Raw genomic sequence first — 26042 nt, 5'->3', positions numbered from 1 at the left:
GGGTTCCCCTTCTGGTCTGACTGGCCAGCACGTCCTTTTTGAGGCTCACTGGCCGTTGAGGCTATCGGACGGGTGTGGTAAGCCCGCGACGAGGTCGCGTTCCTACGAGTCGTGCAGGCGCAGCAGCATGAGCAGCGAGCCGGCCACGAGCGCCACGCCGAACGCCGCCAGCGTGATCGCGTCGGTCCGCCTGCCGCGGACCGCGAGCGCACCCGCCCGCCGGTCCGACGTCGCCAGCCGGGTGACGGACCCGGCGAGGAAGGCGCCTCCCATCACCACTCCGCCGGTCGACACCGGCGCCCCCAGCCCGATCGCGCCCAGTCCGGCGGCCACGCCGGCCGCCACCACCAGGTACGACCCCCAGGCCGTGCTCTCGCCCGTTCTCACGTCTCTCCCATGCCTGCCACCGCGGTCCTCCATGTCAGCGCTCACCGATGGGCGCCCATTTCTGGTCGCGCTCACCGATGTACTCGCTGTCGGGCCGGATCAGCCGGTTGTCGGCGTGCTGCTCGATCACGTGGGCGGTCCACCCCGACATCCGGCTGACCGAGAACACGGGAGTGAACAGATCCGTCGGGATGCCCAGGTAGTGGTAGACGGTGGCCGCGTAGAAGTCAACGTTCGGGTACAGGTGCTTCTCCGCGAGGACGACCTCCTCCATCTCCCGGGACATCCGGTAGTAGGTGTCGTCGCCGGAGGCCTCGGCCAGCTCCTCCGACATCCGCCGCAGGTGCGTCGCCCGGGGGTCCTCCGTCTTGTAGACGCGGTGCCCGAATCCCATGATCTTCTCGCCCGCCGCCAGTCTGTCCCGTACGGCCTGGGCGACGCCGCGCGGGTCCAGCTCTTCCAGCGTACGCATGACCTGCTCGTTCGCCCCTCCGTGCAGGGGCCCCTTGAGCGTGCCGATGGCGGCGACGATGGCCGAGTGCATGTCGGACAGCGTTGCGGCGCACACCCGGGCGGCGAACGTCGAGGCGTTCATGGTGTGGTCGGCGTGCAGCACGAGACAGGTGTCGAAGATCTCGGCGGCGCGCCCCTCGGGGCGCCGGCCGGTGATCTGGAGCAGGAAGTTCCCGGCGATGCTCAGCTCGGGATCGATCTCGGGCAGCGTCGCCCCGGTCCGCGCCGCGTGGTAGCGGGCGACCAGGATCGGCTGCTGGGCCGTCAGCCGCGCGGCCTTGCGCAGGTTGGCCTCGGGGGCGTTGGAATCCTTGTCCGGATCGTCCGCACCGGCCAGGGAGACCAGCGTCCGCAGCGCCTCCATGGGCGCCTGCCTCTCGGCGATCTCGGGGATGTCGCGCTCGACGAGCGTGCCCAGGGTGCGGCCACGCGCCAGTTCCGCGCCGTAGTCGGCGAGCTGGGCGCGGGACGGCAGCGACCCGCGCTGGAGCAGGTGGGCGGTCTCCTCGAAGGTGGTGCGGCCGGCCAGGTCGTGGATGTCGTAGCCACGGTAGAAGAGCCGGCCCGCCTTGCCGTCGATGTCGCTCAGCGCTGTGGACGCGGCGACGACATCGGCGAGTCCTTTGGTGGGCTTGTCTGCAACCTCTCGGGGGGTTCCACCCCCCAAGTCCCCCCCGTCCGAGGAAGTCTGCTTCATAGTATTTCCTCCGCTTATCTCCGCCCGAAGTCTACCCGTGAGCAGGGAAGAAGCCCCTCAAAGGCCCAGATCGATTTCAGGGGAGATTCTGCTTATGGCAAAGGCGATTCCCCCTCGCCACGGGTGGGTAAGCCGCATCTATAGAGAAAGTAACGGCGGGCTACCTGGGGAGGAACTGCCGTGGAGGGGCCGTTCATACGGATCGAGGACAGCGGCGAGGTGGTACCGCTGCGCCCCGACGTCACCACGATCGGTCGCGGCCGGGGCGCGGACATCCGGCTGGCGGATCCGAGCGTGTCACGGCTGCACGCCGAATTCGTGCGTCGCGGGCCCTACCTGTACGTCGTGGACCTGGGCCTGTCCCGCAACGGCACACGGGTGAACGGCAGGCCGATCGCCCGGAGGGTGCTGGACGACGGCGACGTCGTCTCCTTCGGCGCCGCCCGGGCCCGGGTCGGCGGGATCCCGCGTGAGGACCTCGCGCCCGAGGTCGAACTGCGCCGCGCCGCCGCGCCGGAACTGACCCGCCGCGAGGTCGACGTGCTCACCTCGCTGTGCCGCCCCGCCCTGTCGGACGAGGCGTTCGTGGCGCCGGCCACGGCCCGGGAGATCGCCGACGACCTGGTGGTCACCGAGGCGGCGGTCAAGCAGCATCTGCTGCGGCTCTACCAGAAGTTCCGCATCCCGGAGGGCACCAACCGGCGGACCAGGCTGGCCAACGAGGTCGTCGCCCTCGGCCTCGTGCGGCCCACGCCGGTCGTGCCGCCGCAGCGCGCGAGCGGCCCGGCCGAGCAGGAGCCGCAACGCGCCCCCGTAGGCCGCCGGGCCTCCTGAACCGGTGACACACCGGCCGCGTGGAAGTGGAAGCCGTCCATCCCTCGCGGCCGGTGGAGCGTTCCCAACCGGTCGGCGCCGGCACCCGATGGTGACAAAAAGTGATTTATGAGCGAATGGGCTAAGACGAGGGAAGAGTTTTCTCGCACCGGTTGAACCGGGCTCCCCACTCATGGATTCGGTCGATCAGTTCGGGCGGATGGATGACGCGGAAATCGGCGCCGACCACGCCCAGCGCCAGGGCCGGCCAGTCCAGGGAGTCCGCCGTCATCCGCATCCGGCAGTGCTCGTCGTCGATTTCCTCGATCATGCTCCATCTGCCGATCCGTTCACGCACGGTCACGGCCGGGGCGTCGACCAGGACCTCCACCCGGTACGGCCGGGGCAGGTTGTCCCGGCCGGCCCGCACGAACTCGGCGGCGTCGGCGGCGGGCAGTTCCCGGGGCCGGAACCGGGAACCGGTGTGGTGGGGCGCGGTGAGCCGGTCGAGCCGGAAGCTGCGCCAGTCGTGCCGGACGAGGTCGTAGGCGACCAGGTACCAGCGGCGGCCGAGACAGACCAGCCGATGGGGTTCGACGTGCCGCTCGGTGTGCCTGCCGTCGGAGGCGGTGTAGGAGAAGCGGAGCTGTTCGTCGTCCCGGCACGCCAGCGCGACCGTGGTGAGCACGCCCGGGTCGACGCCCGCCCTGACCGGGCCGTCCCAGCCGGCGGGCACGGTCATCGCGCGCAGCGCGTCGATCCGGCGTCGCAGCCGGGCCGGCATCACCTGCACCACCTTGGCCAGCGCCCGCACCGAGGACTCGGCGATGCCCTCCACCGCGCCCTGCGCGGCGGCCTGCAGTCCCAGGGCCAGGGCCACCGCCTCGTCGTCGTCGATCACCAGTGGCGGCAGTGCCGCGCCGGCGGCGAGCTGATAGCCGCCGTCCACGCCGCGCTGCGCCTCGACCGGATAGCCCAGTTCCCGCAGCCGGTCGACGTCCCGGCGCAGCGTGCGGACCGAGACCCCCAGCCGTTCGGCCAGTTCGGCGCCTGGCCAGTACCGATGGGTCTGCAGCAGCGACAGCAGCCGCAGCGTCCGCTCGCTGGTATTCGCCATGCCATGATTCTTCCGCAATTGAGGTCAGAAAGTGACCGTTGTGCCGCCTAGCGTGGGTTCTGACCGGCCATACAGGACAGCGAAGGCGGAGAACCATGAGCGAGACCACGACCGTCGGCGAGCCGACCACCCGCGACCTCACCGGCGAGCGCGCGGACCTGCTGGCGATGCTGGCCAAGCAGCGGCACTTCCTGCGCTTCACCACCCGCGACCTCACCGACGAGCAGGCCGGGCGGCGGACCACCGCCAGCGAACTGTGCCTGGGCGGGCTGATCAAGCACGTCACCTCGGTCGAACGGACCTGGGCACGCTTCATCCTGGAGGGCCCGTCGGCCATGGGTGACTTCACCGCCATGACCGAGGCCGACTGGGCCCGGAGGGCCGACGAGTTCCGGCTGCTGCCCGGCGAGACGCTGGCCGGTGTGCTGGCCGACTACGCCGAGGTCGCCCGCCGGACCGACGAGCTGGTCGCCGGCCTGCCCGACCTGGACGCCGCCCAGCCGCTGCCGAAGGCCCCGTGGCACGAGCCCGGCACGTCGTGGTCGGCCCGTCGGGTGCTGATGCACGTCATGGCCGAGACCGCCCAGCACGCGGGCCACGCCGACATCATCCGCGAGTCCCTCGACGGCGCCAAGAGCATGGGCTGACCTCCCGGCGAACCCGGGGCGGGGGCAGGAACGCCTCGGCTCTGAGCGCCGCGACGCCGATGCGCGGCAGGTCACGCGACGTGGGGAAGACCAGGAACCGCGGCTCCCACACCGGCCGGAACTTGGCGTTGAACCGGTACAGCGAGTCGATCTGGAACCAGCGGGACAGGAAGACGAGGACACCGCGCCAGGCCCGTGACACCGGCCCCACGCCAGCGCGGCCCGGATGCCCGCTGTCTCCTCCCCACCTCCGGACCTGGCCCCGGCGGCCGGGGGTGACGCCTGCGCCGGGTCGTGGGCCGTCACCACCACACAGCCGGCGTCGGCGGGATCTCCGAACCGGCCCAGCGCCATCGAGAAGCCGCACTCGGCCGTGGCGCCGCGCCAGGAGACGGCCGCGGTGTGGATGCGGTCCCGCTCGGCCTCGGTCAGATCACCGGCCCGCCGTACGTGACAGGTGTATGCACACGGAACTCTGACCTCTGCAGTAAAAAATGCCTTGGCTGTCGTCGTGCTACAGGACGAATGCGGTCTTAACCCCGCAGCACCTGAAGTCCCATTCCTAAACATTGCGACAGGGACAAAAATGCTAGCTCAGAACGATCACAAGAACACGTTGCGTGATGTGGTTTAGGTCACATTTTATATTTTCTTTACATCGAAGCCACTCGCTTATACGTTGTGATCGTTTTACTGAAGATCGTTCCAGTGTCGCGCAGCCGTCCATGACGCTCGCTTCGTGTGGACGCCATGCGCACAGTCCGCTGTGCGCTGACGGAGGTGGACGGGGTGCGACGGAGTCGGTTCGGCCTGGGAAAGCAGGGCCTGGCCCGGTGGCTGGTGCGTTTCATGGCGATCCTGACAGTCACGCTTCTTCCTGGAACGTTACAGCTTCCGGCCTACCCGGCGCCCGTGTCTCCTCTGCGCGTTTTCCTGAACCTGCCAAACGTCGGTTCGGGCTCAGCAGACGCCCCGCCGATTCAGCAGTCCGGCTCGGCACAGGGGCTGCCGCACCTCGTCGATGCGTCCTTGACCGAGCCGAGGGATATGCGGATTGCGGGGCCGCGGCCGGAGAACGACGGAAAGCGTCCGGACGGTGCCCTGCCGGTAGAAAAGCAGCGCACCCCGACCGACGAGCCGGCAAAGGCTCTCGCCGGAAATGACAAATGTAGGCAGTACCTTAGCAACCAGGATACAAACATGCTTCTCACCGTTCTTTCCTGGACAGCCGTGGGCGCAGGTGCATGCACCGTTGCTGGTATCGACAGCGTGATCGGCATTCCGGCCTCGGCGGTGTGTGGCGTTATTGGTGCGCTTGCCGGTGCTGGCGCCGCTGCCGTCGGTGGCGCTAACAAAGCGGGCCATGGAATCGTGATTGAGTATGGAAAGTGCCATTGGGCTCCCTGCATATCCATAAAATCCCAATAGGAGACATCCCCGCGAAGGGTTCCCATTTCAAGAGCGAAGGGTTCGATAGTATGAGGTGGGTTCGCAGATCAATTGGGATAACTGGAGTCCTACTCTGCTTCTCTTCCGCCATAAGGATGACAAAGGCTCTTCCGGAAGCTGCGCCCTATGCCATTCCGGTGCTAGTCGGTGGAACTGATTTGGTGCTTCTCTCACTTATCCTTGCACTATTCGAAAGAAGATCATGAGTAACCACCCACACGTTTCCATTCATGAGCCGGTTTTTGCGACGATCGCGCCTGCCCTCGGCCGATGATCGTAGAGATTGCAAAGCTTGGTCTTGGTCTTACCGCCGGTGTCGGTGCCGATCACGTCGAATTCGACCAGACGGGCGATGGTGTCGGGCAGCCGCGCAAGGCACCGGTCGTCCATCTGTTTGCGCCGCCGGGTGAGCATCGCGTCCGACTCGTGCAGCCGTACCAAACGGCGGCAGCCAGTTGCCGCCGGGTCGCGCCATGGGTGAGGGTGACGATCCGGGCCTTGGGATGACGGCCGCCGCCGGGAATCGATCCTCTGCGACGCTGCCTTTATGGGAACCGGACCGCGCACTGCTGCGGAACGACGGACAGAACGAGCCTCAACAGCGATCTACACGGTCCGTATCGGTAGGAGCTGGCCCGCTGCCGGCGAAGGCGCTTGGCCGGCAGCAACGTCGTGCCGTGCTTCACCCGCCAGCTCAGCTGTGCGCCGGTCGCGGCGAAGCAGATCCAGCGGGCCATCGAGAAGAAGTTGCGGTCGGCCAGGTTGACCATGTCCGGCTCGAGCGCGTCGGCCAAGCGGATGAACCGTTGAGAGCTAGACGAAGTCATCGAGGGTCCCGAGTGCTCCAATGCGTCAGCCTCATACTGGTCACCCTCGTCGGCGCATGCTCGCCTAACGGGATCGACCCCACCTCGAGATCCCGCGCTGGCGACCATGGCCCGGTTGCTCCGGGAAGGACGGGGGACACCGGTTCTTCCCGCGATGTCGGCATCACGGCCCTGGGAAGCGCGGCCGGCTTCAACCCAAGGGCGGATGGCGATTCCTTCGAGTTCTGCGCGGATAACGCGCGCGATGATTTGTGCAAAAAGATGGACGACTACGAGGCATGCCGCGGAACCGGATTCAGGAATGGCGATTGCGGCAGCTACAAATCCATCGACGACGATCGGAGATCTTTTATCTCGGATTGTCGACGTGCCGACTCCGTAGTACTCGATGGAAATACCTGCGCCAAGGCCGCGGGGGATGTCTCCGATAGTTTTGTCAACTGCCTGCTCTCCGACCGGCCGAAGCCATACTGTGAGGCGGCGACAGTATATAGAGTGTGCATTTTGCGCGGAAGTGGCGATCTCTGTAGTGATGCCAGCCCCGTCTATGAAGCATGCCGAAGTCGCCGGTCAGGCAATAATGAGATACCTCGCCACATTTGCATCGAAGGCAACGCGGAGTATGAGATCTCCCGGAACAGCTGGGGGGTCACCGCAAAAGCCGATATCTGCAGAGCAGCTACAGCGGCCTACGAGGACTGTCGCGTGCGGTCTGCAATTTCCAGGTGCGAGGCCAGGCGTACCGACTACGCCAAGGAGAACTTCGGCTGATCATGAGCGGTGAGACCGGCGGAAGGGGAGATTCCTCGGCAGGAGGCCGAGCGGCTGCGACGGAAGGTACGCGGCCTGACGGCCAAGCACTGAGCTGAGGCCCCAGCGGGCGACGTCAGCGCCGGCTTCGCAGCGGGAGGCTCCGCCAGCGGAGGCGTGGCGGGGTCAGGAACGCCTCGGCCCTGAGCGCCGCGACGCCGATGCGCGGCAGGTCGCGCGACGCGGGGAAGACCAGGAACCGCGGCTCCCACACCGGCCGGAACTTGGCGTTGAACCGGTACAACGAGTCGATCTGGAACCAGCGGGACAGGAAGACGAGGACACCGCGCCAGGCCCGTGACACCGGCCCCGCGCCCAGCCGCTCCCCCCGCGCCAGCGCGGCCCGGAACACCGCGAAGTTGAGGGACACCCTGGTCACCCCGAGCTCCGGCGCCGCCTCCAGGGCCCTCACGATCAGGAACTCGTTCAGACCGGGATCGGCCCGCAGGTCACGGCGCATGAGGTCGAGCGACAGCCCGTCGCGTCCCCACGGGACGAAGTGCAGCACGGCCCGGACGTCCCCCGTCTCCTCCCCGCCCCTGGGCCTGGCGCCGGCGGCGGGAGGTGACGCCTGCGCCGGGCCGTGGGCCGTCACCACCACGCAGCCGGCGTCGGCGGGATCGCCGAACCGGCCCAGTGCCATCGAGAAGCCGCGCTCGGCCGTGGTGCCGCGCCAGGAGACCGCCGCGGCATGGATGCGGTCCCGCTCGGCCTCGGTCAGGTCACCGGCCCGCCGTACGTGACAGGTGTAGCCGAGACGCTCCACCCGGTGGACCATCTGCCGCACGTTGCGCATGGCCCGGCCCTCCAGGGTGAATCCGGCCACCTCGACGACCGCCTCGTCGCCGAGTTCCAGCGCGCCGAGACCGCCTTCCCGGGTCCACGCCTCGCCCCCGCTCTCGCCACAGCCGATCACGGCCGGGATCCAGGCGTGCCGCCCGGCCTCCTCCAGGAAGCGGCGGATGGCCCCCGGCCAGGCCTCGGCGTCGCCGAGCGGGTCGCCGCTCGCCAGCATCACCCCGGCCACGACGCGGTACGTCACGGCCGCCTTGCCGCTGGGCGAGAAGATCACGCTCTTGTCCCTGCGGAGCGCGAAGTAGCCGAGCGAGTCCTGCCCGCCCCACTGGTCGAGCATGGCCCTGAGGCGCCGCTCGTCGCCGGGGGTGAGCGCGGCGGCCGGGCGCTCCGGCCGCAGCGCGAGGTGGATGGTCGTGACGGCGGTGAGGGCGCCGAGCCCGGCGAGCGAGGACGACACCAGGGCGCCGGCGTGCGCCGAGGCGTAGCCGACGGGACCGTCCACACCCGCGAGGCCGAGGACGACCTGCCGCAGCCGGTCGCCCGGGCCGAGCCCAACGTCACGGGCGTGCGCGGCGACCAGCACCCATCCGATCACGACGTCGAACGCGCCGAGCACGATCAGGTTGCCCAGGGCGCGCCAGCGGGAGCGTGGGTCGGGCAGGGCGTAGAACTCCGCCCTGCTCAGCAGCAGCACCCCGAACAGCAGCAGCGAGACCGACGCGGCGAGGGGGTGCCGCCAGCGCAGCGCCTCCAGGACGGCGCCCACGGGCAGCAGCACCACCACCGCCCGCCAGGCCCTCGCCTTACGCCGCCTGAGGGCGTGGGCCAGCATGATCAGCAGGATTCCGACCAGGAGAGAGGCCGTTTCGGCCAGCGTGGTGACACTGCCCGGCAGAATCCCGGCGATCTCGCTGATCCTGCTCGTACGGAACCGCGGGACGACGCCGTTGACGATGTCCAGGGCCCCGATCAGCAGCGCGGCCCGGCCCGCCGCCGCGGGCACCCAGGGACGCGCGATCCTCGCATGTACGGAGTGCGTCCGAACACTCACGATATGTGAGGATAGGTGACGCCAGCGCCCGCGAAGCGGCGTGATTCCGATCCTTGCCCGGGTCCTTACGTCACCCGGACCGCGCCGCCCGGACCACGCCGGCCACCCGGGCCGGCCGGTGCCGTCACTGCCGCTCGGCGGCCTCAACGACGTTGGCCAGCAGCATGGCCCGGGTCATCGGCCCCACCCCGCCGGGGTTGGGGGCGACGAAACCCGCCACCTCGCGGACGTCGGGGGCCACGTCTCCGGCGATCTTCCCGTCGACCCGGGACACGCCCACGTCGAGCACGGCCGCGCCCGGCTTGACCATCTCCGCGGTCACCAGGTGGGGCACCCCGGCCGCCGCGACGACGATGTCCGCCCGGCGCACGTGGGACGCCAGGTCCTGGGTGCCGGTGTGGCAGAGCGTCACGGTGGCGTTCTCCGCGCGCCGGGTGAGCAGCAGGCCCAGCGGCCGGCCCACGGTGATGCCCCGGCCGACGACGACGACCTCGGCACCCTTGATCGGCACGCCGTACCGCTGGAGCAGCACCACGATGCCGCGCGGGGTGCACGGCAGCGGGGCGTCGACCATGTGGACGAGCCTGCCCAGGTTGACCGGGTGGAGGCCGTCGGCGTCCTTGGCCGGGTCCATCCGCTCGATGAGCGCCTGGGTGTCCAGGTGACGCGGCAGCGGAAGCTGGACGATGTAGCCCGTGCAGGCCGGGTCGGCGTTCAGCTCGTCAACCGCGGCCTCCACATCGGCCTGGGTGGCGGTGTCCGGAAGGTCCTTCCGGATGGAGGTGATGCCGACCTCCGCGCAGTCGCGGTGCTTGCCCGCGACGTAGATCTGACTGCCCGGGTCCTCACCGACCAGGATCGTGCCCAGCCCGGGGGTGATGCCCCGGTTCGCCAGGGCCTTCACCCGCTCCGCCAGTTCACCCTTGATCGTGGCGGCGGTCGCCTTGCCGTCCAGAAGCCGCGCGGTCATCGCACTCCCCAGTTCGTCCAGGTGGTTCTACTGAGCCCCCTCGCGGCGCTCGATGATCCGGCGGGTGAGAGGGATGAACTCCACGATCTTCCACCCGAAGTACGCGGCCAGGACCGCGATGGGCAGCAGCGCGAGGGGGCTGTTCCACACGCCGTTCATCAGGGCGAAAGAAGTCGTGAGCATGTCAACGGGCATGGAGGGACTCCGGGGGAAGAAGAGTGGGGCGTTTCAGGCTAACCGCACCACAAGGGTGATCGTGCCGTTTCCGCCCTTTCTGTCCCCCGAGTGCCCCTCCGATCGCGTCACGCCCCCGCTGACCGTGGTCCGGTCAGTGGAAGAAGTGGCGGGTGCCGGTGAAGTAGAGCGTGATGCCCGCCTCCTTGGCGGCCTCGATGACCTGGTCGTCGCGGATCGATCCGCCCGGCTCCACGATCGCCTTCACCCCCGCCTCGGTCAGCACCTGAAGGCCGTCCGGGAAGGGGAAGTACGCGTCGGAGGCCCCGACCGATCCGGCCGCGCGCTCACCGGCCCGCGCGACCGCCAGCCGGGCCGAGTCGACCCGGTTGACCTGGCCCATCCCGACGCCGACGGTCGCGCCGCCGGTCGCGAGGAGGATCGCGTTGGACTTCACCGAACGGCAGGCCCGCCAGGCGAAGGCGAGGTCGGCCAGCACCTCGGGCGAGGCCGGCTCGCCGGCCCTGAGCTCCCAGCCGGACGGGTCGTCGCCGGGGGCGTCCACCCGGTCGACCGTCTGCACGAGGAGGCCGCCGTCGACGCGGCGGAACTCCGCGGCGTTCGCCGGCCCCGACGGGCAGGCGAGCAGCCGGATGTTCTTCTTCTCCCGCAGGATCTCCAGCGCGTCCGCCGCGAACGACGGCGCCACCACGACCTCCGTGAAGATCGGCGCGATCTGCTCGGCCAGCTCACGGGTCACCTCGCGGTTCACCGCGATCACCCCGCCGTACGCCGAGACCGGGTCGCACTCGTGCGCCTTGCGGTGCGCCTCGGCCACGTCGGCGCCCACGGCGATGCCGCAGGGGTTGGCGTGCTTGATGATGGCGACGGCCGGCTCGGCGAAGTCCCAGGCGGCCCGCCAGGCGGCGTCGGCGTCCACGTAGTTGTTGTAGGACATCTCCTTGCCGTGGAGCTGCTCGGCGTTGGCCAGGCCGTCCGTGCCGCCGGTGTAGAGCGCGGCTCCCTGGTGCGGGTTCTCGCCGTACCGCAGGGCCGCCTTGCGCTTCCACGCCGCGCCCATGAACGACGGCCACTCGCCCTCGGGGGCGTACACGTTGCCGAACCACGACGCCACCGCGACGTCGTACGCGGCGGTGTGCGCGTAGGCCGTGGCGGCGAGCCTCCTGCGCTCGGTCAGCGTGAAGCCGCCCTCCGCGGCCGCGGCCAGCACGTCGCCGTACGCCGCGGGGTCGACGACCACGGCCACCGTGCCGTGGTTCTTGGCGGCGGCCCGGATCATCGCGGGGCCGCCGATGTCGATCTGCTCGACGCATTCGGCGTCCGAGGCGCCGGAGGCGACCGTGGCGGCGAACGGGTAGAGGTTTACCACCGCGAGCTGGAACTGCTCGATCTCCAGCTCCTCCAGCTGCTTGACGTGCGAGGGGTTGCCGCCGTCGGCGAGCAGACCGGCGTGCACCCGCGGGTGGAGGGTCTTGACCCGGCCGTCCAGGCACTCGGGGAAGCCGGTGAGCGACTCCACTCTGGTGACCGGCACGCCGTAGGAGGCGATCGCGGCGGCGGTGCCGCCGGTCGACACGATCTCCACGCCCGCGGCCTCAAGCCCCCGCGCCAGGTCTTCCAGACCCGTCTTGTCGTAAACGGTGATGAGCGCACGGCGGATGGCGATGCGGGTCACTTCGTGGTCCTTCCTGATGTCGTGCCCTGTGTCCGGTCCTGTGCCGGAGCCGGTTCTGCGACGGGCGCCGGGCGCCGCGCGGCGGCGGCCTGTCCCGCGGCTCGCGCCGTCCCCAGGCGTACGGTCCGCCCGGTCGTGGTCCAGCCCTCGCGGGCCATCCGGCCGACCATCTCGACGAGGAGGCCGCGCTCGACGGTCTTGATCCGCTCGTGCAGCGACTCCTCGTCGTCGCCCTCCCGCACCGGCACCGCCTCCTGGGCGATCACCGGCCCGGTGTCCACGCCCGCGTCGACCAGGTGCACGGTGCAGCCGGTGACGCGGACGCCGTACGCGAGCGCGTCGCGCACCGCGTGGGCGCCCGGGAAGGAGGGCAGCAGCGCCGGGTGGGTGTTGACGACCGGGAACGCGGCCAGCACGCGAGGACCGAGGATCTTCATGAACCCGGCGGAGACCACGAGGTCGGGCCGGTGCCCGGCGATGCGCTCCGCCAGGCTCTCGTCCCATTCCTCCCGGGTTGGGTGGTCGCCCACCCTCTCGACGAACGTGGGGACGCCCGCGCGCCCGGCCCGCGCCAGGCCCTCGATGTCGTCGCGGTCGGCTCCGACGGCCACCACCGTCGCGCCGTACGCGTCGTCGGAGGCGGCGTCGAGCAGCGCTTGCAGGTTGGTCCCCGATCCCGAGACGAGGACCACGAGCCGGAAGGACAGGGCGGAACTCCTTCGTGAGCTGGCTTCGTTTTGCAGGTGATTACCGGGAGATGGTTCCTTAGAGATGGTCGCGCGTGGAGGGTGGGCCCTCGACGCAGCTAAAGCGTATCGGGCGCCGGCCATCAGGATTCACGACGGGCTATGCGAACGCGAGGCGAGGAGACCGTGACAACATCCCTTGAGACTTCGGCCCCGGCGACGGGAGGACGCAGGGCGCTGGCCCTGGCCGTCACGGCCATGGTCTTCACCCTGCTGCTGCCGCCCGCGGGGCTGGCGCTGTCGGTTTTCGCGTTCATCGTGGCCGTCCGCGATCTCCGCCTGCTGAACCGCGCACGGCAGGGCATTGGCATGGCGACCGGCGCCGTGGTGCTGTCGACACTCGCGTTCGTCCTGGGCGCCGTCACGACGGCCTTCCAGCTCTACTTCTCGGCGGAGCTCAACGCCTACACCGAGTGCCGCAAGGGCGCGGGCACGGTGGCCGCCCAGCAGCAGTGCTCCGACCAGCTCATGCGGGCCTTCGAGGACAAGCTCGGCATGGCCTGGCCCGCCTCCGTCCCCGCCCCCGCCTGACGGCCCCTCGCCGGGGGCCGGGTTCCTCCGGTTTGCCCTTGACGTACGGGTCAGGGTTTACCGTCGCGGCGGCGTGCGGCGGGGCCGCACGGCCGCTCACGTCGTCGCGCGAGGAGAAGCCCATGTCCGAGACACCGCCCGGCACCGTACGGGAGATCCGGCTCACCGAGGTTCCGTCCGGTCTGCCCGGCCCCGAGCACCTGGCCGTCGTGGAGGTCCCGACGCCTGTGCCGGGAGCCGGTGAGGTCCTGGTGCGCAACCGCTGCTTCCAGGTCTTTCCGGCGCTGCGCACGTTGACGGCCGGGGGCGTGCCGGGCGCGCCCTTTCCGCCCCTGCGGCCGGGGGACACGCTGTTCGGCCCCGCTGTCGGCGAGGTCGTCACGGCCGGGGACGGCGCGAGCCTGCGGCCGGGCGACCTGGTCTCGCACTTCCAGGGCTGGCGCGAGTACGCCGTGGTCCCCGACTCCGAGCCGCTGGACGGCGCCCTGCCCGATCCCGCCGCCTACCTCGCTCCGGGGGCCACGGCGTACGCGGCCCTGACGCGGATCGCGGGCCTGCGCCCGGGAGAGACCGTGTTCGTCAGCGGGGGCGCCGGAGGCGTCGGGTCGCTCGCGGGCCAGATCGCCCGCCTGCTGGGCGCGGCGCGCGTGATCGGCAGCACCGGCTCGGCCGCGAAGGCCGAGCGCATGACCGCCGAGCTCGGCTACGACGCGGTCGTCCTCCGTGGCGACGGTCCGATCGGCGCGCGGCTGGCCGAGGCCGCGCCCGACGGCATCGACGTGGTCGTCGACAACGTCGGCGGCGAGCAGCTCCGTGCGGCGGCCGACGCGGCACGGCCGGGAGCCCGTCTCGTCCTGGTCGGGACCCTGGCCACGCAGCTGTCGGCGGCGTCCACCGGCGCAACCGCTCCCGTGGAGCTGGACACCTTCCGGCTCATCCTCGGGAACATCACCCTTCGCGGCCTGACCGGCGTCGACGCGGCGACCACCGCGGAGTGGAGGGAGCGCTTCGGCGCCTGGCTCCGCTCGGGGTCCATCTCCTTTCCGCACACGCGGATCCCGGGCATCGACCGCGCACCGCTGGCACTGCGTGAGCTCTTCGACGGACGACACGTCGGCACCGTCGTCGTGGAGCCGTGAACGACGCCGTGAACAACGCGGCCGAAGACGGCGGGTCCCGGCAGGCCGGGAGCGCGCGACAGTGGTGATACGGCCGTAGAGGTGCGATCGTGATGACTGCGGCAAAACGACCACACGAGCGCGGCCAGAACGAGGCGGCCGGAACAGTGCGGTCGAAGCGGTGCGGTCGAAGCGGTGCGGCCGGAGCGGTGCGGTGCGGCCGGAGCGGTGCGTCAGGGCGATGCGCCCGTGACGATGCGCCCGCGAGGATGCGCCCGCGACGATGTGGCCGTGACGGTGTGGCCACGGCAGGGCGTGAAGGCGGAGGCGGGACGGGCATGCGGATCGGCGACGCCGCGGCGGCGACGGGGACCACTCCGCGCGCCCTGCGCTTCTACGAGCAGCGTGGGCTGCTCCTCCCGCCGCGCACGGCGTCGGGCCAGCGGGAGTACGGCCCGCGTGAGATCGCCCGCATCCGCCTGGTCCGCCAGTTGCTCGCCCTCGGCCTGACCGTCGAGGACGTCGCCGGCTGCGCCGACCGCCTGGACCTGCTGGAGGGCGACACCCTCCCGCCGTACGGCTCCCCCGGCTGCACGGGCGGCACGGGGGTCGTCCAGCGCCGCATCGCCGCACTGAACGACGAGATCGGCCGCCTGACCCGGCTGCGGGACCGCCTCGCCTCGAGCGTCCCCGAGCCGGGCGCAGCACCCGAAACCGTGGCCGGGCCCATACCCGAGACCCTGGTCTGCCCGAGCCCGTGAAGACGCTCGTGGGCGCGGCCGGAGGCATGGGCGAGCACTCCCTGGCCCGGCCCTCCGACGGCGGGCTGTCGTCCGTCAGGCGCGTCCCGCCGCCGGCCGGCCGGTGGGTCGTCAGTCGCGGTCCCAGGCGTAGGGGTCGACGTAGATGACGTGACCCCCGCGGTCGTCGGTCTCGTCGACGATGTCCGTACGCGGCTTCGGGGCGGCGCCGGCGGGCGGTTTGCGCGGCGGCTCCGGCCGGCCCCGCCGGGCGGTCATGTCGTCGAACGTCTCCGCGGTCGCCGCGGCGTGCTCGTCGGTCCAGTCGTCCCTGATCACGGGGATCGGCTGGGTCTCCGCCTCGGTGGCGTCCAGCCAGTGGCCCGGGAGATGGGCGCCCCGGGCCGGTCGCACCTTCCCGGCCGCCTTGGCGATCACGGCGCCGGCCTTCCTGACCGGCTCCGGCGGGGTCGCCGGCCGCCGGGAGATCAGCCACCAGTTGGCGATGCCGGCCGAGATTCCGGCGGCCACGCCGACCTCCAGCGCGACCGACAGCGCCACCTCCCAGGGGGAGGGCCCCACGGCGGCCAGCCCGGCCCCGCCGAGCGGCCCGCCCGACAGCGCCGCGAGCGTCCCCGCCGCGAGCCCGCTGGTGATTCCGCAGACGAAGCCCCACAGCGGCGCGGCCTCGATCGAGGGGGTCGGCGCGACGCGGGCCGTCACCACGCCCGCGACCGCCCCCGCGGCGAACGGCACCGCGATCACCGACATGACCCACGGGGGCGCGGTGCCGGACGGCGGCAGCGCGCCGAGCAGCGGCAGCATGGGAACCGCGCTCAGCTTGACCCCGGTGGGCGCGACCAGCGTGCCCGCGCCCACCGCGAAGCCGGGTCCCGCGATGTACGCCATTCCCCAGATCACGGCGTTGAAGAAGTAGAGGACCTCCAGGAGCAGGAGCAGCCCACCGCCGACCAGGCCGGGGCTGAGCACCTCCGACATCTGCTGGATCCGGGTGAAGTTCATCGCCACGGCCACGAGGACGAGCACCGCCCCGGCCGTGAGGAGCAGCGCGGTCGCGACGGCCGTACCCGCGACGAGCGAGCGCGGCCGCTCGGGCAGCAGGCGCAGCATCGACCGCCACGGCCCGATCGTGCGGGCGGTGGCCACCGATCCCGTGACGAAGGCCAGCAGCAGGTGGCTGACGAGCGCCTCCCCCGGGAACGGCTGCATGATCTCGTTGCGCGACACCAGGGCGATCACCCCGGCGAGCAGCGCGTACGGCGCGGCCAGCGAGATGCCGGCCTGGGCGATGAGCACGAGCTGGGCGCGGCGGCGGGCGTTCTCGACGTCGCGGGGGGTGCCCTTCGGCAGCCGGGCCGGCATCCTCAACCGCAGGTCGGCGTCGCGTGCCATCCACAGGCCCGCCCGGTAGAGCAGCGCGCCGGGCAGGATCATGAGCCCGATGGGCAGCAGGCCCACCCGGCCGCCGGGGATCGCGAATCCGGCGTGGTGGGCGGCCAGCCAGAGCTGGCAGGCGGTGCGGAACACGCCGGGCAGGCCCTCGCCGAAGGGCCCCCGGGGGGCGGCCATCCAGCCGATGAGCGTGAGCGTGGTGAGCACGGCGATGCCGACGCCGAGCGTCCAGAACGCGGCCAGCATGCCGGAGACGGGAAGCGGACGGCGGCTCTCCTCGTCGTCGCCGGCGCCACCGCGACCGAGGACGGCGCGGGGACCGGTCCTGATTTGATCGAGAAGTCCCGTCACGCTACCTCATCATCCCAGCGCGGCCGCCGCTCTCCACGTCGCCACGCCGTTCACCCCCGCTCGAAATGGGATGATCTTGCAGTCGCCGCCCGCGGCGACTCCCCCCTCATACGCGTCGTGACCTCACGCCGGAGGCGTGAGGTCACGAACGGCGCCGGGAGACCGGCTGGGCCGCCGGAACCCCTGAAGACCCGGCGGCCCGCCCGTCACGACCCCTTGGTCACGACATGAGCTCGCGCATGAGGCGGGCGGTCTCGCTGGGAGTGCGGCCGACACGGACGCCGACCTTCTCCAGGGCCTCCTTCTTGGCCTGGGCGGTGCCGGCGGAGCCGGACACGATCGCGCCGGCGTGGCCCATCGTCTTGCCCTCGGGCGCGGTGAACCCGGCGACGTAGGCGACGACGGGCTTGGTGACGTGCTCGTCGATGTAGGCCGCGGCCCGCTCCTCGGCGTCGCCGCCGATCTCGCCGATCATCACGATCGCGTCGGTCTCCGGGTCGTCCTGGAACGCCTGGAGCGCGTCGATGTGGGTCGTGCCGATGACCGGGTCGCCGCCGATGCCGACGCAGGTGGAGAAGCCGATGTCGCGCAGCTCGTACATGAGCTGGTAGGTCAGCGTGCCCGACTTCGACACCAGGCCCACGCGGCCCTTGGTGGTGATGTCGGCCGGAATGATCCCGGCGTTGGACGCGCCGGGCGAGGCGATGCCGGGGCAGTTCGGCCCGATGATGCGGGTCTTGTTGCCCTTGGAGACGGCGTAGGCCCAGAACTCGGTGGTGTCGTGGACCGGCACGCCCTCGGTGATGACCACGCACAGCGGGATCTCGGCGTCGATGGCCTCACGGACGGCCGCCTTGGTGTGCGCCGGGGGCACGAAGACGACGGAGACGTCCGCGCCCGTCTGCTCCATGGCCTCCTTGACGGTGCCAAAGACCGGCAGGCCCTCGTGCGTGACGCCGGCCTTGCGGGCGTTGACGCCGCCCACGACGTTCACCCCGGCGGCGAGCATGCGGCGGGTGTGCTTGGTGCCCTCACCGCCGGTCATGCCCTGAACGATGATCTTGCTGTTCTCGGTGAGCCAGATAGCCATTACGCACCTACCGCGGCGAGCTCGGCGGCGCGCTTGGCCGCTTCGTCCATCGTGTCGACCAGCTCGACGCGCGGGAGCGCGGCGTCGGCCAGGATCTGCCGCCCGAGAGCGGCGTTGTTGCCGTCCAGACGGACGACGAGCGGGTGGGTCACTTCCTCGCCACGGCTCTCCAGCAGCTTGAAGGCCGAGACGATGCCGTTGGCGACCGCGTCGCAGGCGGTGATGCCGCCGAAGACGTTCACGAAGACCGACTTCACCGACGGGTCGGACAGGATGATCTCCAGCCCGTTCGCCATGACCTCGGCCGAGGCCCCGCCGCCGATGTCGAGGAAGTTGGCCGGCTTGGGCCGCCCGGGGAACTCCTCGCCCGCGTACGCCACGACGTCCAGCGTGGACATGACCAGGCCGGCGCCGTTGCCGATGATGCCGACGTCGCCGTCCAGCTTTACGTAGTTGAGGTGCTTCTCCTTGGCCCGGGCCTCCAGCGGGTCCTCCGCGGCCTTGTCGACGTACGTCACGTGCTCCGCCTGGCGGAAGTCCGCGTTGTCGTCGAGGGTGACCTTGCCGTCGAGCGCCTTCACCTGCCCGTCGGCCGACAGGATCATGGGGTTGACCTCGACGAGCGAGGCGTCCTCGTCCACGAAGACGGCCCAGAGCTTCTCGATCAGCTCGGCGGCGCCGTCCAGCGCCTGCTGCGGCAGGCCGCCGGCCACCGCGATCTCGCGGGCCCTGGCGCGGTCGACGCCGGTCAGCGGGCTGACCGGCACCTTCGCCACCTTCTCCGGCGCGGTGTGCGCGACCTCCTCGATGTCCATGCCGCCGGAGGCGGAGCAGATCGCGAGGAACGTACGGTTGGCACGGTCGAGGAGGAAGGAGAAGTAGTACTCCTCCGCGATCTGGCTGGCCTCCTCGATCAGGACCTTGTGGACCGTGTGGCCCTTGATGTCCATGCCGAGGATCCGCGTCGCCTTGTCGTACGCGTCGGCGGCGTCGTCGGCCACCTTCACGCCGCCGGCCTTGCCGCGCCCGCCGGTCTTGACCTGGGCCTTGACGACAACGCGTCCGGTGAGCTGCTCGGCAGCCGCCCGCGCCTCATCCGCGGTGTGCGCCACGATTCCGCGCGGCACCGCGATGCCGTACTCCGCGAAGAGCTCCTTCGCCTGATGTTCGAACAGGTCCACGAGGGTCCGTCCCTTTTGATGTCCGAGGCCGGGCGCCGTCGTCCCGCCCGGCTATTCCGCGCAAGAAGCCTAGTCCCCGCGCGAGCATGGCCTTGTCATCGGGTCACCCGGAGCCTTGCCTTCAACCCTCGATTACGGCAAGGTTGGGCAAAATGCCTAAACGGTGGCGGGAACCGCAGAACGGACCCAGTCCACGATCTCCTGTGTCGTGGAGCCCGGCGTGAATATCCGCGCCACCCCCATCCGCTCCAGCTCGGGGATGTCGGCCTCGGGGATGATGCCGCCGCCGAACACGACGATGTCCTCGGCGTCCTCCTCGCGCAGCACCTCGAAGAGCCGGGCGAAGAGCGTCATGTGGGCGCCCGACAGGATGGACAGCCCGATGGCCGCCGCGTCCTCCTGGATCGCCGTCCGGACGATCTGCTCCGGCGTCTGGTGCAGCCCGGTGTAGACGACCTCCATGCCCGCGTCCCGCAACGCCCGCGCCACGACCTTGACGCCGCGGTCGTGCCCGTCGAGCCCCGGCTTGGCGACGACGACCCGAATCCTGCCTGCCATGAAGACCTCCCAGATGGTGCCGCTGCCCGAAGCGTAACCGCCGGGACGGCGAACGCTCCCCTGCCCGCCGCGGCGCGGCTCAGCCGTCCGCCCGCGCCGCGCGCAGCAGCGCGCGCAGGCCGTCGACGAGCCCCTGCCGCTCCCCCGGGGTCATGGCCCGTACGGCCCGCGCCAGCGGGTCCTCCTCCCGCGGCAGGGCGGTCAGGGCGGCGGCGTGGCCGGTGTCGGTGACGCTGACGAAGACCCGCCGGCGGTCGCGCCGGTCGCGGGCCCGCACCACGAGGCCCCGGTCCTCGACACGGTCGACGAGTTCGGTCGTCGCGGCCATGGACAGCCGCAACTGCCCGGCCAGTTCGCCCACCGTGAGCGGGCCGTGGGCGACCAGACGGCGCAGGACCGACGCCATGCGCGCCGTGACGTCGCCCTCGCCCACCGACTGCCCGGACATCCGGAGACACCGGTGGACGGCAGGATAGAGCCGGGAGATCTCCTCGACGGCCGGCCTCTCCTCCATGCGTTCCTTTCGCATGCGAATTATTCGCCCGAAATAATAATCACCCCGCATACCCGCTCTTCATCTGCCATTTCATAGGAAATCTAGATTTCCGTGACTTTTTCGTGATCATGAACCACGAGGATTCCCGGGCCGCTCTTGATGATCAAGGGCACTTACGGGAGGAACCCCACGTGAAGCGAGCATTCATGGCGCTGGCGTGCGCCGCGACGGCCGCGCTCGTCGCGCCCGTCGTCGCCGCCCCCGCCCATGCGCAGACCCCCACGGGAAGCCGGGCGCGGCCCGCGAACCCGGTGGCGGCGCTCAAGAAGCAGTTCGTTCCCGGCCGTGGCGTACGCGTCGTCTCGTCCGCCAGGTTGAACTACGGCGGCCTGATCGACATCAAGTCCGGCGCGAAGGGCGTCGTCGGGTTCGGCCGGTCCGGGGTCGCGTCCTCCGACCTCACGACCAAGACCAACTACGGTGGCGGGCTGGGCGACGACGACGAGCTCAAGGGCCTCAACGACCCGATGCGGACCATCACCGTCGGCCGGACGTCGTACGTCTCCGGAGGCATCTACGCGGACCTGCTGCCCGACGGCAAGTCGTGGCTGCGCCTGCCCGGGCAGGACCCGGACGCGGCGCTGACCGGCCTCGGCGGCTTCGTCAACCCGCTCGACCCGCGTGCCCTCCAGGCGGTCCTCGCGACCACCAAGGCCAAGGGCGCGGGCGGTGTCGTCAACGGCGCGCGGACCACGCTCTACCGGGGCACGATCACGGTGAAGCAGCTCGCCGCGGCGGTGCCGTCGCTGCGCAAGGGCCTGCCCTCCAGCATGTCGAAGGGCGTGATCAGCTGGAGGCTGTGGATCGGCGGGGACCAGCTCGTCCGCAAGGTGTCCAGCTCGTTGACGACGACCTTGAAGGTCAAGAAGACGAGCATCGGCATCGAGATGAGCAGCACGACCGCCTACGGCGGCTGGGGCGGGAAGGTCACGGTGAAGGCGCCGCCGAAGGACCAGGTCGCCAGCACCTCGGACATCGACGGCAGCGTGCCGGACCTGCCGCAGGTCATCGACCTGGGCGACTGATCCGCGTATGGACGCCCGCGGCGGCCGGGCTCCCCGCCCGTCCGCCGCTCAGGGGCTCCCTGCCGCCGCTCAGAGCTTCTCGATGGGCGCGTAGGCGAGCAGCAGGGTCTTCTCCCCGTCCCCACCGAAGTCGATCTTCACTCGGGTCTTCTCGGCGACGCCGTCCACGCTGACGACCGTGCCCAGCCCGAAGCTGTCGTGGGTGACGCGGTCGCCGGGCGACAGGCTCGGCATCTGACGGCCGCCCGCCTTGGGCGCCGGCGCCGTACGGGCGGAGGGGCGGGAGGTCGCGGCGGACCAGGCGGTCTTGCCGGGGTCGCCGCGCCACTCGACCAGGTCGCCCGGCACCTCTGACAGGAAGCGCGAGGCCGGGTTGAAGGACGGCGCCCCCCACGAGGACCGCACCGCCGAGCGGGACAGGTAGAGCCGCTGCTTGGCCCGGGTGATGCCGACGTACGCCAGCCTGCGCTCCTCCTCCAGTTCCTTCGGGTCGCTCAGCGAGCGCATGTGGGGGAAGACCCCGTCCTCCATGCCCGTGAGGAACACCACGGGGAACTCCAGGCCCTTGGCGGTGTGCAGGGTCATCAGCGTGACCACCCCGCCGTGCTCACCGGTCTCGGGAGCGCGATCGCCCGGGGGGACGACCCCCGCGTTCCCGCCCGGGATCTGGTCGGCGTCGGCGACCAGCGAGACCTGCTCCAGGAAGTCGACGAGCGTGCCCTCCGGGTTGGCCTCCTCGAACTCGGCGGCCACCGAGATCAGCTCGTTGAGGTTCTCCAGCCGGCTCTCGTCCTGCGGATCGCCCGAGGTCTCCAGCTCCGTGCGGTAGCCGGTGACGCGGAGCACCTCCTCCGCGAGGTCGGAGAGCGGAAGCTCCTTGGCCCGCAACTCCTCCAGCATCGCGACGAAGTCCCTGATCGCGTTGAGCGACCGGGTGGCCAGCCCCGGAGCCTCGCCGGCCCGGCGCAGTCCCTCCCAGAAGCCGATGCGCTCCCGGTTCGCGAACGCCTCGACCATCGCCTCGGCCCGGTCGCCGATGCCGCGCTTGGGCACGTTGAGGACCCGCCGCAGCGACACCGTGTCGTTCGGGTTGGCCAGGACCCGCAGGTAGGCGAGCAGGTCCTTGACCTCCTTGCGCTCGTAGAACCGCACCCCGCCCACGACCTTGTACGGCAGGCCGGTGCGGATGAAGATCTCCTCGAAGACGCGGGATGCGGCGTTCGTGCGGTAGAAGATCGCCACGTCGCCCGGCGTGACGTCGTGGTCGTCGCAGAGCCGGTCGATCTCCTGCGCGACGAACATGGCCTCGTCGTGCTCGTTGTCGGCCGCGTAACCGATGATCTTCGATCCCGCGCCCTGGTCGGACCACAGGTTCTTCGGCTTGCGGCCCTCGTTGCGGGAGATGACCGAGTTGGCGGCGTTCAGGATCGTCTGCGTGGAGCGGTAGTTCTGCTCCAGCAGGATCGTCCGGGCGTCCGGGTAGTCGCGCTCGAACTCCAGGATGTTGCGGATCGTCGCGCCGCGGAAGGCGTAGATCGACTGGTCGGCGTCGCCGACGACGACCAGTTCGGCGGGCTCGACGCCCTCGCGCACCACGTCTCCGTCGGCGGTGCGCACCTCGGGCCGCCCGACCAGCTCGCGGATCAGCGTGTACTGCGCGTGGTTGGTGTCCTGGTACTCGTCGACCATCACGTGCCGGAACCTGCGCCGGTAGTGCTCGGCCACCTCGGGGAAGAGCTGGAACAACGTGACCGTCAGCATGATCAGGTCGTCGAAGTCCATCGCGCCGGCCTCGGTGAGCCGCCGCTGGTAGGTGCGGTACGCCTCGGCGAGCGTGCGCTCCAGGTGCGTCGACGCCCGGTCGGCCGCCGTCTCGTAGTCGATCAGCTCGTTCTTGAAGTTGCTGACCTGGGCCGAGAACGACCGCGGCGGATAGCGCTTGGGATCGAGGTCGAGCTCGCGGCAGACCATCGCCATGAGCCGCTGGGAGTCGGCCTGGTCGTAGATCGAGAAGCTGGAGGAGAAGCCCAGCCGCTTGGCCTCGCGCCGCAGGATCCGCACGCAGGCGCTGTGGAACGTCATCACCCACATCGCCCTGGACCTCGGGCCGATCAGCTTGTCGACCCGCTCCTTCATCTCGCGGGCGGCCTTGTTGGTGAAGGTGATCGCGAGGATCTCCCCCGGCTGGACGCCGCGTTCCGCCAGCAGGTAGGCGATGCGGTGGGTCAGCACCCGGGTCTTCCCGGAGCCCGCCCCCGCGACGATCAGCAGGGGGCTGCCCTGGTGGGTCACGGCGTCCCGCTGCTGCGGGTTGAGGCCGTCGAGCAAGGGATGGGTGGCGGCTCCGATGGACACGTCCCTAGGGTATGACCGCCCACCGACATCCGGAGCCCACTCACCCGGCAAGGCCCGATTAAGGTAATTGCCGGACCATGAGGAGGTTGCCCGTGCTGGACGAGGCGGAAATCCGCAAAGTGCTGGTCGTCGTCGCGCACCCCGACGACATCGACTTCGGCGGGGCGGGAACGGTCGCCAGGCTGACCGAGGCGGGGGCCGAGGTCGTGTACTGCCTGGTCACCGATGGCGACGCGGGCGGATTCGACCGTCTGGTGGACAACGGCGGCATGGCGGCGCTGCGCCGGGCCGAGCAGACGGCGGCGGCCAAGTGCGTGGGCGTCGGCGACCTGCGCTTCCTGGGATACCAGGACGGGATGGTCGAGCAGACGCTCGGCCTGCGCCGCGACATCACGCGGGTGATCCGCCAGGTCCGGCCGGACCTGGTCGTCACCTCGACCCCCGACCGCAACTACGAGCGGCTCGGGCCGAGCCACCCCGACCACCGGGCCGTCGGCGGCGCCACCCTCGACGCGGTCTATCCCGACGCCCGCAACCCGTACGCCTTCCCCGAACTGCTCACCGACGAGGGCCTGGAGGCCTGGACGGTGCGCGAGGTCTGGCTGAGCGGCGGGATGGCCGTGAACCACTACGTCGACGTGACCTCCACGGTGGACCGGAAGGTCGCCGCCCTGCGCGCCCACGAGAGCCAGACCGCGCACATCCCCGACCTGGACGGCATGATCAAGGGCTGGCTCTCCGCCAACGCCGCCGCCGCGGGCCTCCCCGAGGGTTCGTACGCCGAGGCGTTCCAGCGGGTCGTCACCGCCTGAGTAGGGCGGCGGGGCCGGCGCTGCGGTCGTCCAGGCGGCGGGCGGCCCGGGCGGCGGCGTAACCGAGGGAGTTCGTCGCCACGTGCAGCAGCGCGGGGGCGAGCAGACCGGCGCGGTGGCGGAGCCCGTGGAACACCAGCCCCGCCAGCGCGGTGGACGCCACCGTCCCCGCCACCAGCCGCCCCGCCTCCGCACCGCCCCGGCGGCCGTCCCCCAGGGCGGGGTCCTCCCCCGCCGCCAGGCGTCCGAGGGCGGGGTTGGCCCGCGCCATGTCGAGCGCGGGCAGCACGTGCCACACCCCGAACAGCGCGGCCGAGGCGGCGACCGCCGTACGCGCGGGCAGGACCCGGCCGAGCAGGGCCGGGAGCACGCCGCGGAAACCGACCTCCTCCAGCAGCACGGTCCCGAAGGGCACCTGGACCAGGGCCTCCTCCAGCACCCGGCGACGCGACAGAGACAGTGCCCGCTGGTCGTGGAACAACGGCCGGGTCCGGGGCAGCGCCACCCCGGCCGCGTACCCCGCGGCGACGGCGGCGGCGAGCGCCCCGCCCGTCGCGACGCCCGCGCGGGCGTCCCGGAAGCCCAGCTCATGCCGGGTCAGCCCGGCCCGCCGGGCGATCAGCAGGAGCGCGCCGGTCGCGGCGGCGGACGTCACCGGGGCCCAGCGCCGGGCGACGCGGTTGTTGAGCAGGTTCGCCGCGGCGAGCACGCCGAGACCCGTCGCGATCGTCCGTCTCACGCCGTCCTCCACCGCCTTCGCACGTGCCCCGCCATCACATCACGCCGCATCGCCACTGTGACCCGCCACGCTCCGCCCGCCACGCCGCATCGTGCTCCGCCTCACCGTAGGCCGGCCGGCATGCCCGTACACGACGGTCCATGGGGATCAGCAGGCCCCCACGCCCTCGTTGTAGCCCTGGGCGAAATACCCCTGCCGCTGCTGCGGCGTGCCGTGCGCGTCGGGCGCCCACCAGGCGTCGGTGGGGTCGCCGGCCGCTTCGAGGTTGACGAGCAGTTCCTCCTCGTCGCCCTCCTCGGCCCGCAGCGCCCGCGCCTGGATGAGGCCGCCGAGCGTGGCGCCCGCGTAGCAGTCGGCCTGAAGCTCCCGCTGCACGTTGTAGCGGAAGTCGTCCACGAGCTGGGCCTGGACCGCGTGCCCCAGTTCATGCGGGATCACCACGTAGACCGCGCCGTCGCCCATCCGGTCGTACATCGCCTTCAGCCAGGCGGCGTCGTAGGCGACGAAGTGCCCGTACGGGCAGTAGAAGGCGTTCTCCGGCACGGCCGGCTGCCCGCCGCAGTCGGGACCGTCGTTCCCCTCGTACGCGACGAAGCGGGTGATCGGGCGGTAGGTCTCCCCACTCTGGCCGAAGCGGTTCGCCCAGAACCACTCCGTGAGGCACCGGGCGAGCTTCACGTCGCCGGGGAAGTCGTCGCCGGTGCCCTTGCACGGCGTCGCCCGGGCGTCGCCCTGCTGCGCGCGGTCCGGCGGAGGCGACCCGGCGAGCGTGCCGCAGGACGCGACCAGGGTCACCAGGAGGAAGAACGCGGCGAACGCTCGACGGGTCATTCCACTACTGCTACCCCAAATATGGGGAAAAATTTCGCTAAAACCCG

General features: G+C 70.9%; 27 protein-coding genes. 8 read left to right on the top strand and 19 right to left on the bottom strand.

What is annotated here, in order from left to right; translation table 11 throughout:
* Positions 1-102 precede the first annotated feature (102 nt).
* Positions 103-387, bottom strand: coding sequence for a DUF3017 domain-containing protein (locus HHX40_RS05820; protein WP_182874016.1), 285 nt, complete (start codon positions 385-387; stop codon positions 103-105).
* Between the two features lie 34 nt (positions 388-421).
* Positions 422-1597 carry a citrate/2-methylcitrate synthase gene (locus tag HHX40_RS05815; protein ID WP_182879691.1) on the bottom strand — a complete coding sequence of 392 codons (1176 nt, stop codon included), beginning with the start codon at positions 1595-1597 and terminating at the stop codon, positions 422-424.
* 180 nt (positions 1598-1777) lie between these two features.
* Between HHX40_RS05815 and HHX40_RS05810 the strand changes: the two genes are divergently transcribed.
* Positions 1778-2431 (top strand): FHA domain-containing protein, encoded by a 654-nt coding sequence (locus tag HHX40_RS05810; protein WP_111698390.1) that lies wholly within the window; start codon positions 1778-1780, stop codon positions 2429-2431.
* 121 nt (positions 2432-2552) lie between these two features.
* Here the strand turns inward: HHX40_RS05810 and HHX40_RS05805 are convergent, their stop codons facing one another.
* Entirely contained in the window at positions 2553-3527 is a 975-nt protein-coding gene (locus HHX40_RS05805; RefSeq protein ID WP_182879690.1) for a helix-turn-helix transcriptional regulator, read from the bottom strand.
* A gap of 95 nt (positions 3528-3622) precedes the next feature.
* Here HHX40_RS05805 and HHX40_RS05800 point away from each other — a divergent pair, with 95 nt between their 5' ends.
* Positions 3623-4174: a DinB family protein gene (locus tag HHX40_RS05800; protein ID WP_182879689.1), complete on the top strand. Its 552-nt coding sequence runs from the start codon at positions 3623-3625 to the stop codon at positions 4172-4174.
* Here the strand turns inward: HHX40_RS05800 and HHX40_RS38115 are convergent.
* Positions 4134-4385 carry a phosphatidylglycerol lysyltransferase domain-containing protein gene (locus HHX40_RS38115; RefSeq protein WP_396787659.1) on the bottom strand — a complete coding sequence of 84 codons (252 nt, stop codon included), beginning with the start codon at positions 4383-4385 and terminating at the stop codon, positions 4134-4136. The two genes, HHX40_RS05800 and HHX40_RS38115, sit on opposite strands and share 41 nt — an antisense overlap.
* Before the next feature lie 638 nt (positions 4386-5023).
* Here HHX40_RS38115 and HHX40_RS05790 point away from each other — a divergent pair.
* Complete coding sequence (locus tag HHX40_RS05790) at positions 5024-5602, top strand: hypothetical protein (protein ID WP_182879688.1); 579 nt, start codon at positions 5024-5026, stop codon at positions 5600-5602.
* Between the two features lie 249 nt (positions 5603-5851).
* On the opposite strand, the gene HHX40_RS05785 is transcribed toward HHX40_RS05790, so the two are convergent.
* From HHX40_RS05785 to purN, 7 genes are all read right to left on the bottom strand, one after another.
* A complete protein-coding gene (locus HHX40_RS05785) occupies positions 5852-6037 on the bottom strand; it encodes a hypothetical protein (RefSeq protein WP_182879687.1) in 186 nt (61 codons plus the stop codon).
* Positions 6038-6168: 131 nt separating this feature from the next.
* Complete coding sequence (locus HHX40_RS05780; protein ID WP_182879686.1) at positions 6169-6417, bottom strand: hypothetical protein; 249 nt, start codon at positions 6415-6417, stop codon at positions 6169-6171.
* A 919-nt stretch (positions 6418-7336) separates the two neighbouring features.
* Complete coding sequence (locus HHX40_RS05775) at positions 7337-9109, bottom strand: phosphatidylglycerol lysyltransferase domain-containing protein (RefSeq protein ID WP_220498734.1); 1773 nt, start codon at positions 9107-9109, stop codon at positions 7337-7339.
* 124 nt (positions 9110-9233) lie between these two features.
* Positions 9234-10079 carry a bifunctional methylenetetrahydrofolate dehydrogenase/methenyltetrahydrofolate cyclohydrolase gene (locus tag HHX40_RS05770; RefSeq protein ID WP_111698398.1) on the bottom strand — a complete coding sequence of 282 codons (846 nt, stop codon included), beginning with the start codon at positions 10077-10079 and terminating at the stop codon, positions 9234-9236.
* Positions 10080-10106: 27 nt separating this feature from the next.
* Entirely contained in the window at positions 10107-10262 is a 156-nt protein-coding gene (locus HHX40_RS05765; protein WP_165900492.1) for a hypothetical protein, read from the bottom strand.
* A 145-nt stretch (positions 10263-10407) separates the two neighbouring features.
* Entirely contained in the window at positions 10408-11949 is a 1542-nt protein-coding gene (gene purH, locus HHX40_RS05760) for a bifunctional phosphoribosylaminoimidazolecarboxamide formyltransferase/IMP cyclohydrolase (protein WP_182879685.1), read from the bottom strand.
* Positions 11946-12656 (bottom strand): phosphoribosylglycinamide formyltransferase, encoded by a 711-nt coding sequence (gene purN / locus HHX40_RS05755; protein ID WP_220498799.1) that lies wholly within the window; start codon positions 12654-12656, stop codon positions 11946-11948. The genes purH and purN overlap by 4 nt, the downstream gene beginning before the upstream one ends.
* Positions 12657-12821: 165 nt before the next feature.
* On the opposite strand from purN, the gene HHX40_RS05750 reads away from it, so the two are divergent.
* From HHX40_RS05750 to HHX40_RS05740, 3 genes are all read left to right on the top strand, one after another.
* Positions 12822-13226 (top strand): hypothetical protein, encoded by a 405-nt coding sequence (locus tag HHX40_RS05750; protein WP_182879683.1) that lies wholly within the window; start codon positions 12822-12824, stop codon positions 13224-13226.
* 122 nt (positions 13227-13348) lie between these two features.
* On the top strand, positions 13349-14365 hold the full coding sequence (locus tag HHX40_RS05745; protein ID WP_182879682.1) for an MDR family NADP-dependent oxidoreductase: 1017 nt from the start codon (positions 13349-13351) through the stop codon (positions 14363-14365).
* Between the two features lie 317 nt (positions 14366-14682).
* Entirely contained in the window at positions 14683-15105 is a 423-nt protein-coding gene (locus HHX40_RS05740; protein ID WP_182879681.1) for a MerR family transcriptional regulator, read from the top strand.
* A 111-nt stretch (positions 15106-15216) separates the two neighbouring features.
* On the opposite strand, the gene HHX40_RS05735 is transcribed toward HHX40_RS05740, so the two are convergent.
* The 5 genes from HHX40_RS05735 to HHX40_RS05715 form a co-directional block, all read right to left on the bottom strand.
* Positions 15217-16848, bottom strand: a complete 1632-nt coding sequence (locus HHX40_RS05735) for a DUF6350 family protein (RefSeq protein WP_182879680.1) — start codon at positions 16846-16848, stop codon at positions 15217-15219.
* A 220-nt stretch (positions 16849-17068) separates the two neighbouring features.
* Positions 17069-17938: a succinate--CoA ligase subunit alpha gene (sucD, locus tag HHX40_RS05730; protein WP_111698408.1), complete on the bottom strand. Its 870-nt coding sequence runs from the start codon at positions 17936-17938 to the stop codon at positions 17069-17071.
* Positions 17938-19119 (bottom strand): ADP-forming succinate--CoA ligase subunit beta, encoded by a 1182-nt coding sequence (sucC, locus tag HHX40_RS05725; protein WP_182874024.1) that lies wholly within the window; start codon positions 19117-19119, stop codon positions 17938-17940. The genes sucD and sucC overlap by 1 nt, the downstream gene beginning before the upstream one ends.
* A 156-nt stretch (positions 19120-19275) precedes the next feature.
* Entirely contained in the window at positions 19276-19677 is a 402-nt protein-coding gene (locus HHX40_RS05720; protein WP_111698412.1) for a cobalamin B12-binding domain-containing protein, read from the bottom strand.
* A 79-nt stretch (positions 19678-19756) separates the two neighbouring features.
* Positions 19757-20206: a MarR family transcriptional regulator gene (locus HHX40_RS05715; RefSeq protein WP_182879679.1), complete on the bottom strand. Its 450-nt coding sequence runs from the start codon at positions 20204-20206 to the stop codon at positions 19757-19759.
* A 158-nt stretch (positions 20207-20364) separates the two neighbouring features.
* Between HHX40_RS05715 and HHX40_RS05710 the strand changes: the two genes are divergently transcribed.
* Positions 20365-21258 (top strand): hypothetical protein, encoded by an 894-nt coding sequence (locus HHX40_RS05710; protein ID WP_182879678.1) that lies wholly within the window; start codon positions 20365-20367, stop codon positions 21256-21258.
* 69 nt (positions 21259-21327) lie between these two features.
* Here the strand turns inward: HHX40_RS05710 and pcrA are convergent, their stop codons facing one another.
* Complete coding sequence (gene pcrA / locus HHX40_RS05705; protein ID WP_182879947.1) at positions 21328-23586, bottom strand: DNA helicase PcrA; 2259 nt, start codon at positions 23584-23586, stop codon at positions 21328-21330.
* 104 nt (positions 23587-23690) lie between these two features.
* Here pcrA and HHX40_RS05700 point away from each other — a divergent pair, with 104 nt between their 5' ends.
* Positions 23691-24425 carry a PIG-L deacetylase family protein gene (locus tag HHX40_RS05700; RefSeq protein WP_220498733.1) on the top strand — a complete coding sequence of 245 codons (735 nt, stop codon included), beginning with the start codon at positions 23691-23693 and terminating at the stop codon, positions 24423-24425.
* Here HHX40_RS05700 and HHX40_RS05695 read toward each other — a convergent pair.
* Positions 24415-25164: a type II CAAX prenyl endopeptidase Rce1 family protein gene (locus tag HHX40_RS05695; RefSeq protein WP_182879677.1), complete on the bottom strand. Its 750-nt coding sequence runs from the start codon at positions 25162-25164 to the stop codon at positions 24415-24417. The genes HHX40_RS05700 and HHX40_RS05695 overlap by 11 nt on opposite strands.
* 147 nt (positions 25165-25311) lie before the next feature.
* Positions 25312-25995 (bottom strand): neutral zinc metallopeptidase, encoded by a 684-nt coding sequence (locus HHX40_RS05690; protein WP_182879676.1) that lies wholly within the window; start codon positions 25993-25995, stop codon positions 25312-25314.
* Between the last annotated feature and the right edge of the window lie 47 nt (positions 25996-26042).

The sequence above is a fragment of the Microbispora sp. H10949 genome, assembly GCF_014161435.1.
GTDB lineage: Bacteria > Actinomycetota > Actinomycetes > Streptosporangiales > Streptosporangiaceae > Microbispora > Microbispora triticiradicis.
The sequence above is the reverse complement of the archived record's forward strand: the minus strand, read 5'-3'. Positions and strand labels throughout refer to the sequence as shown.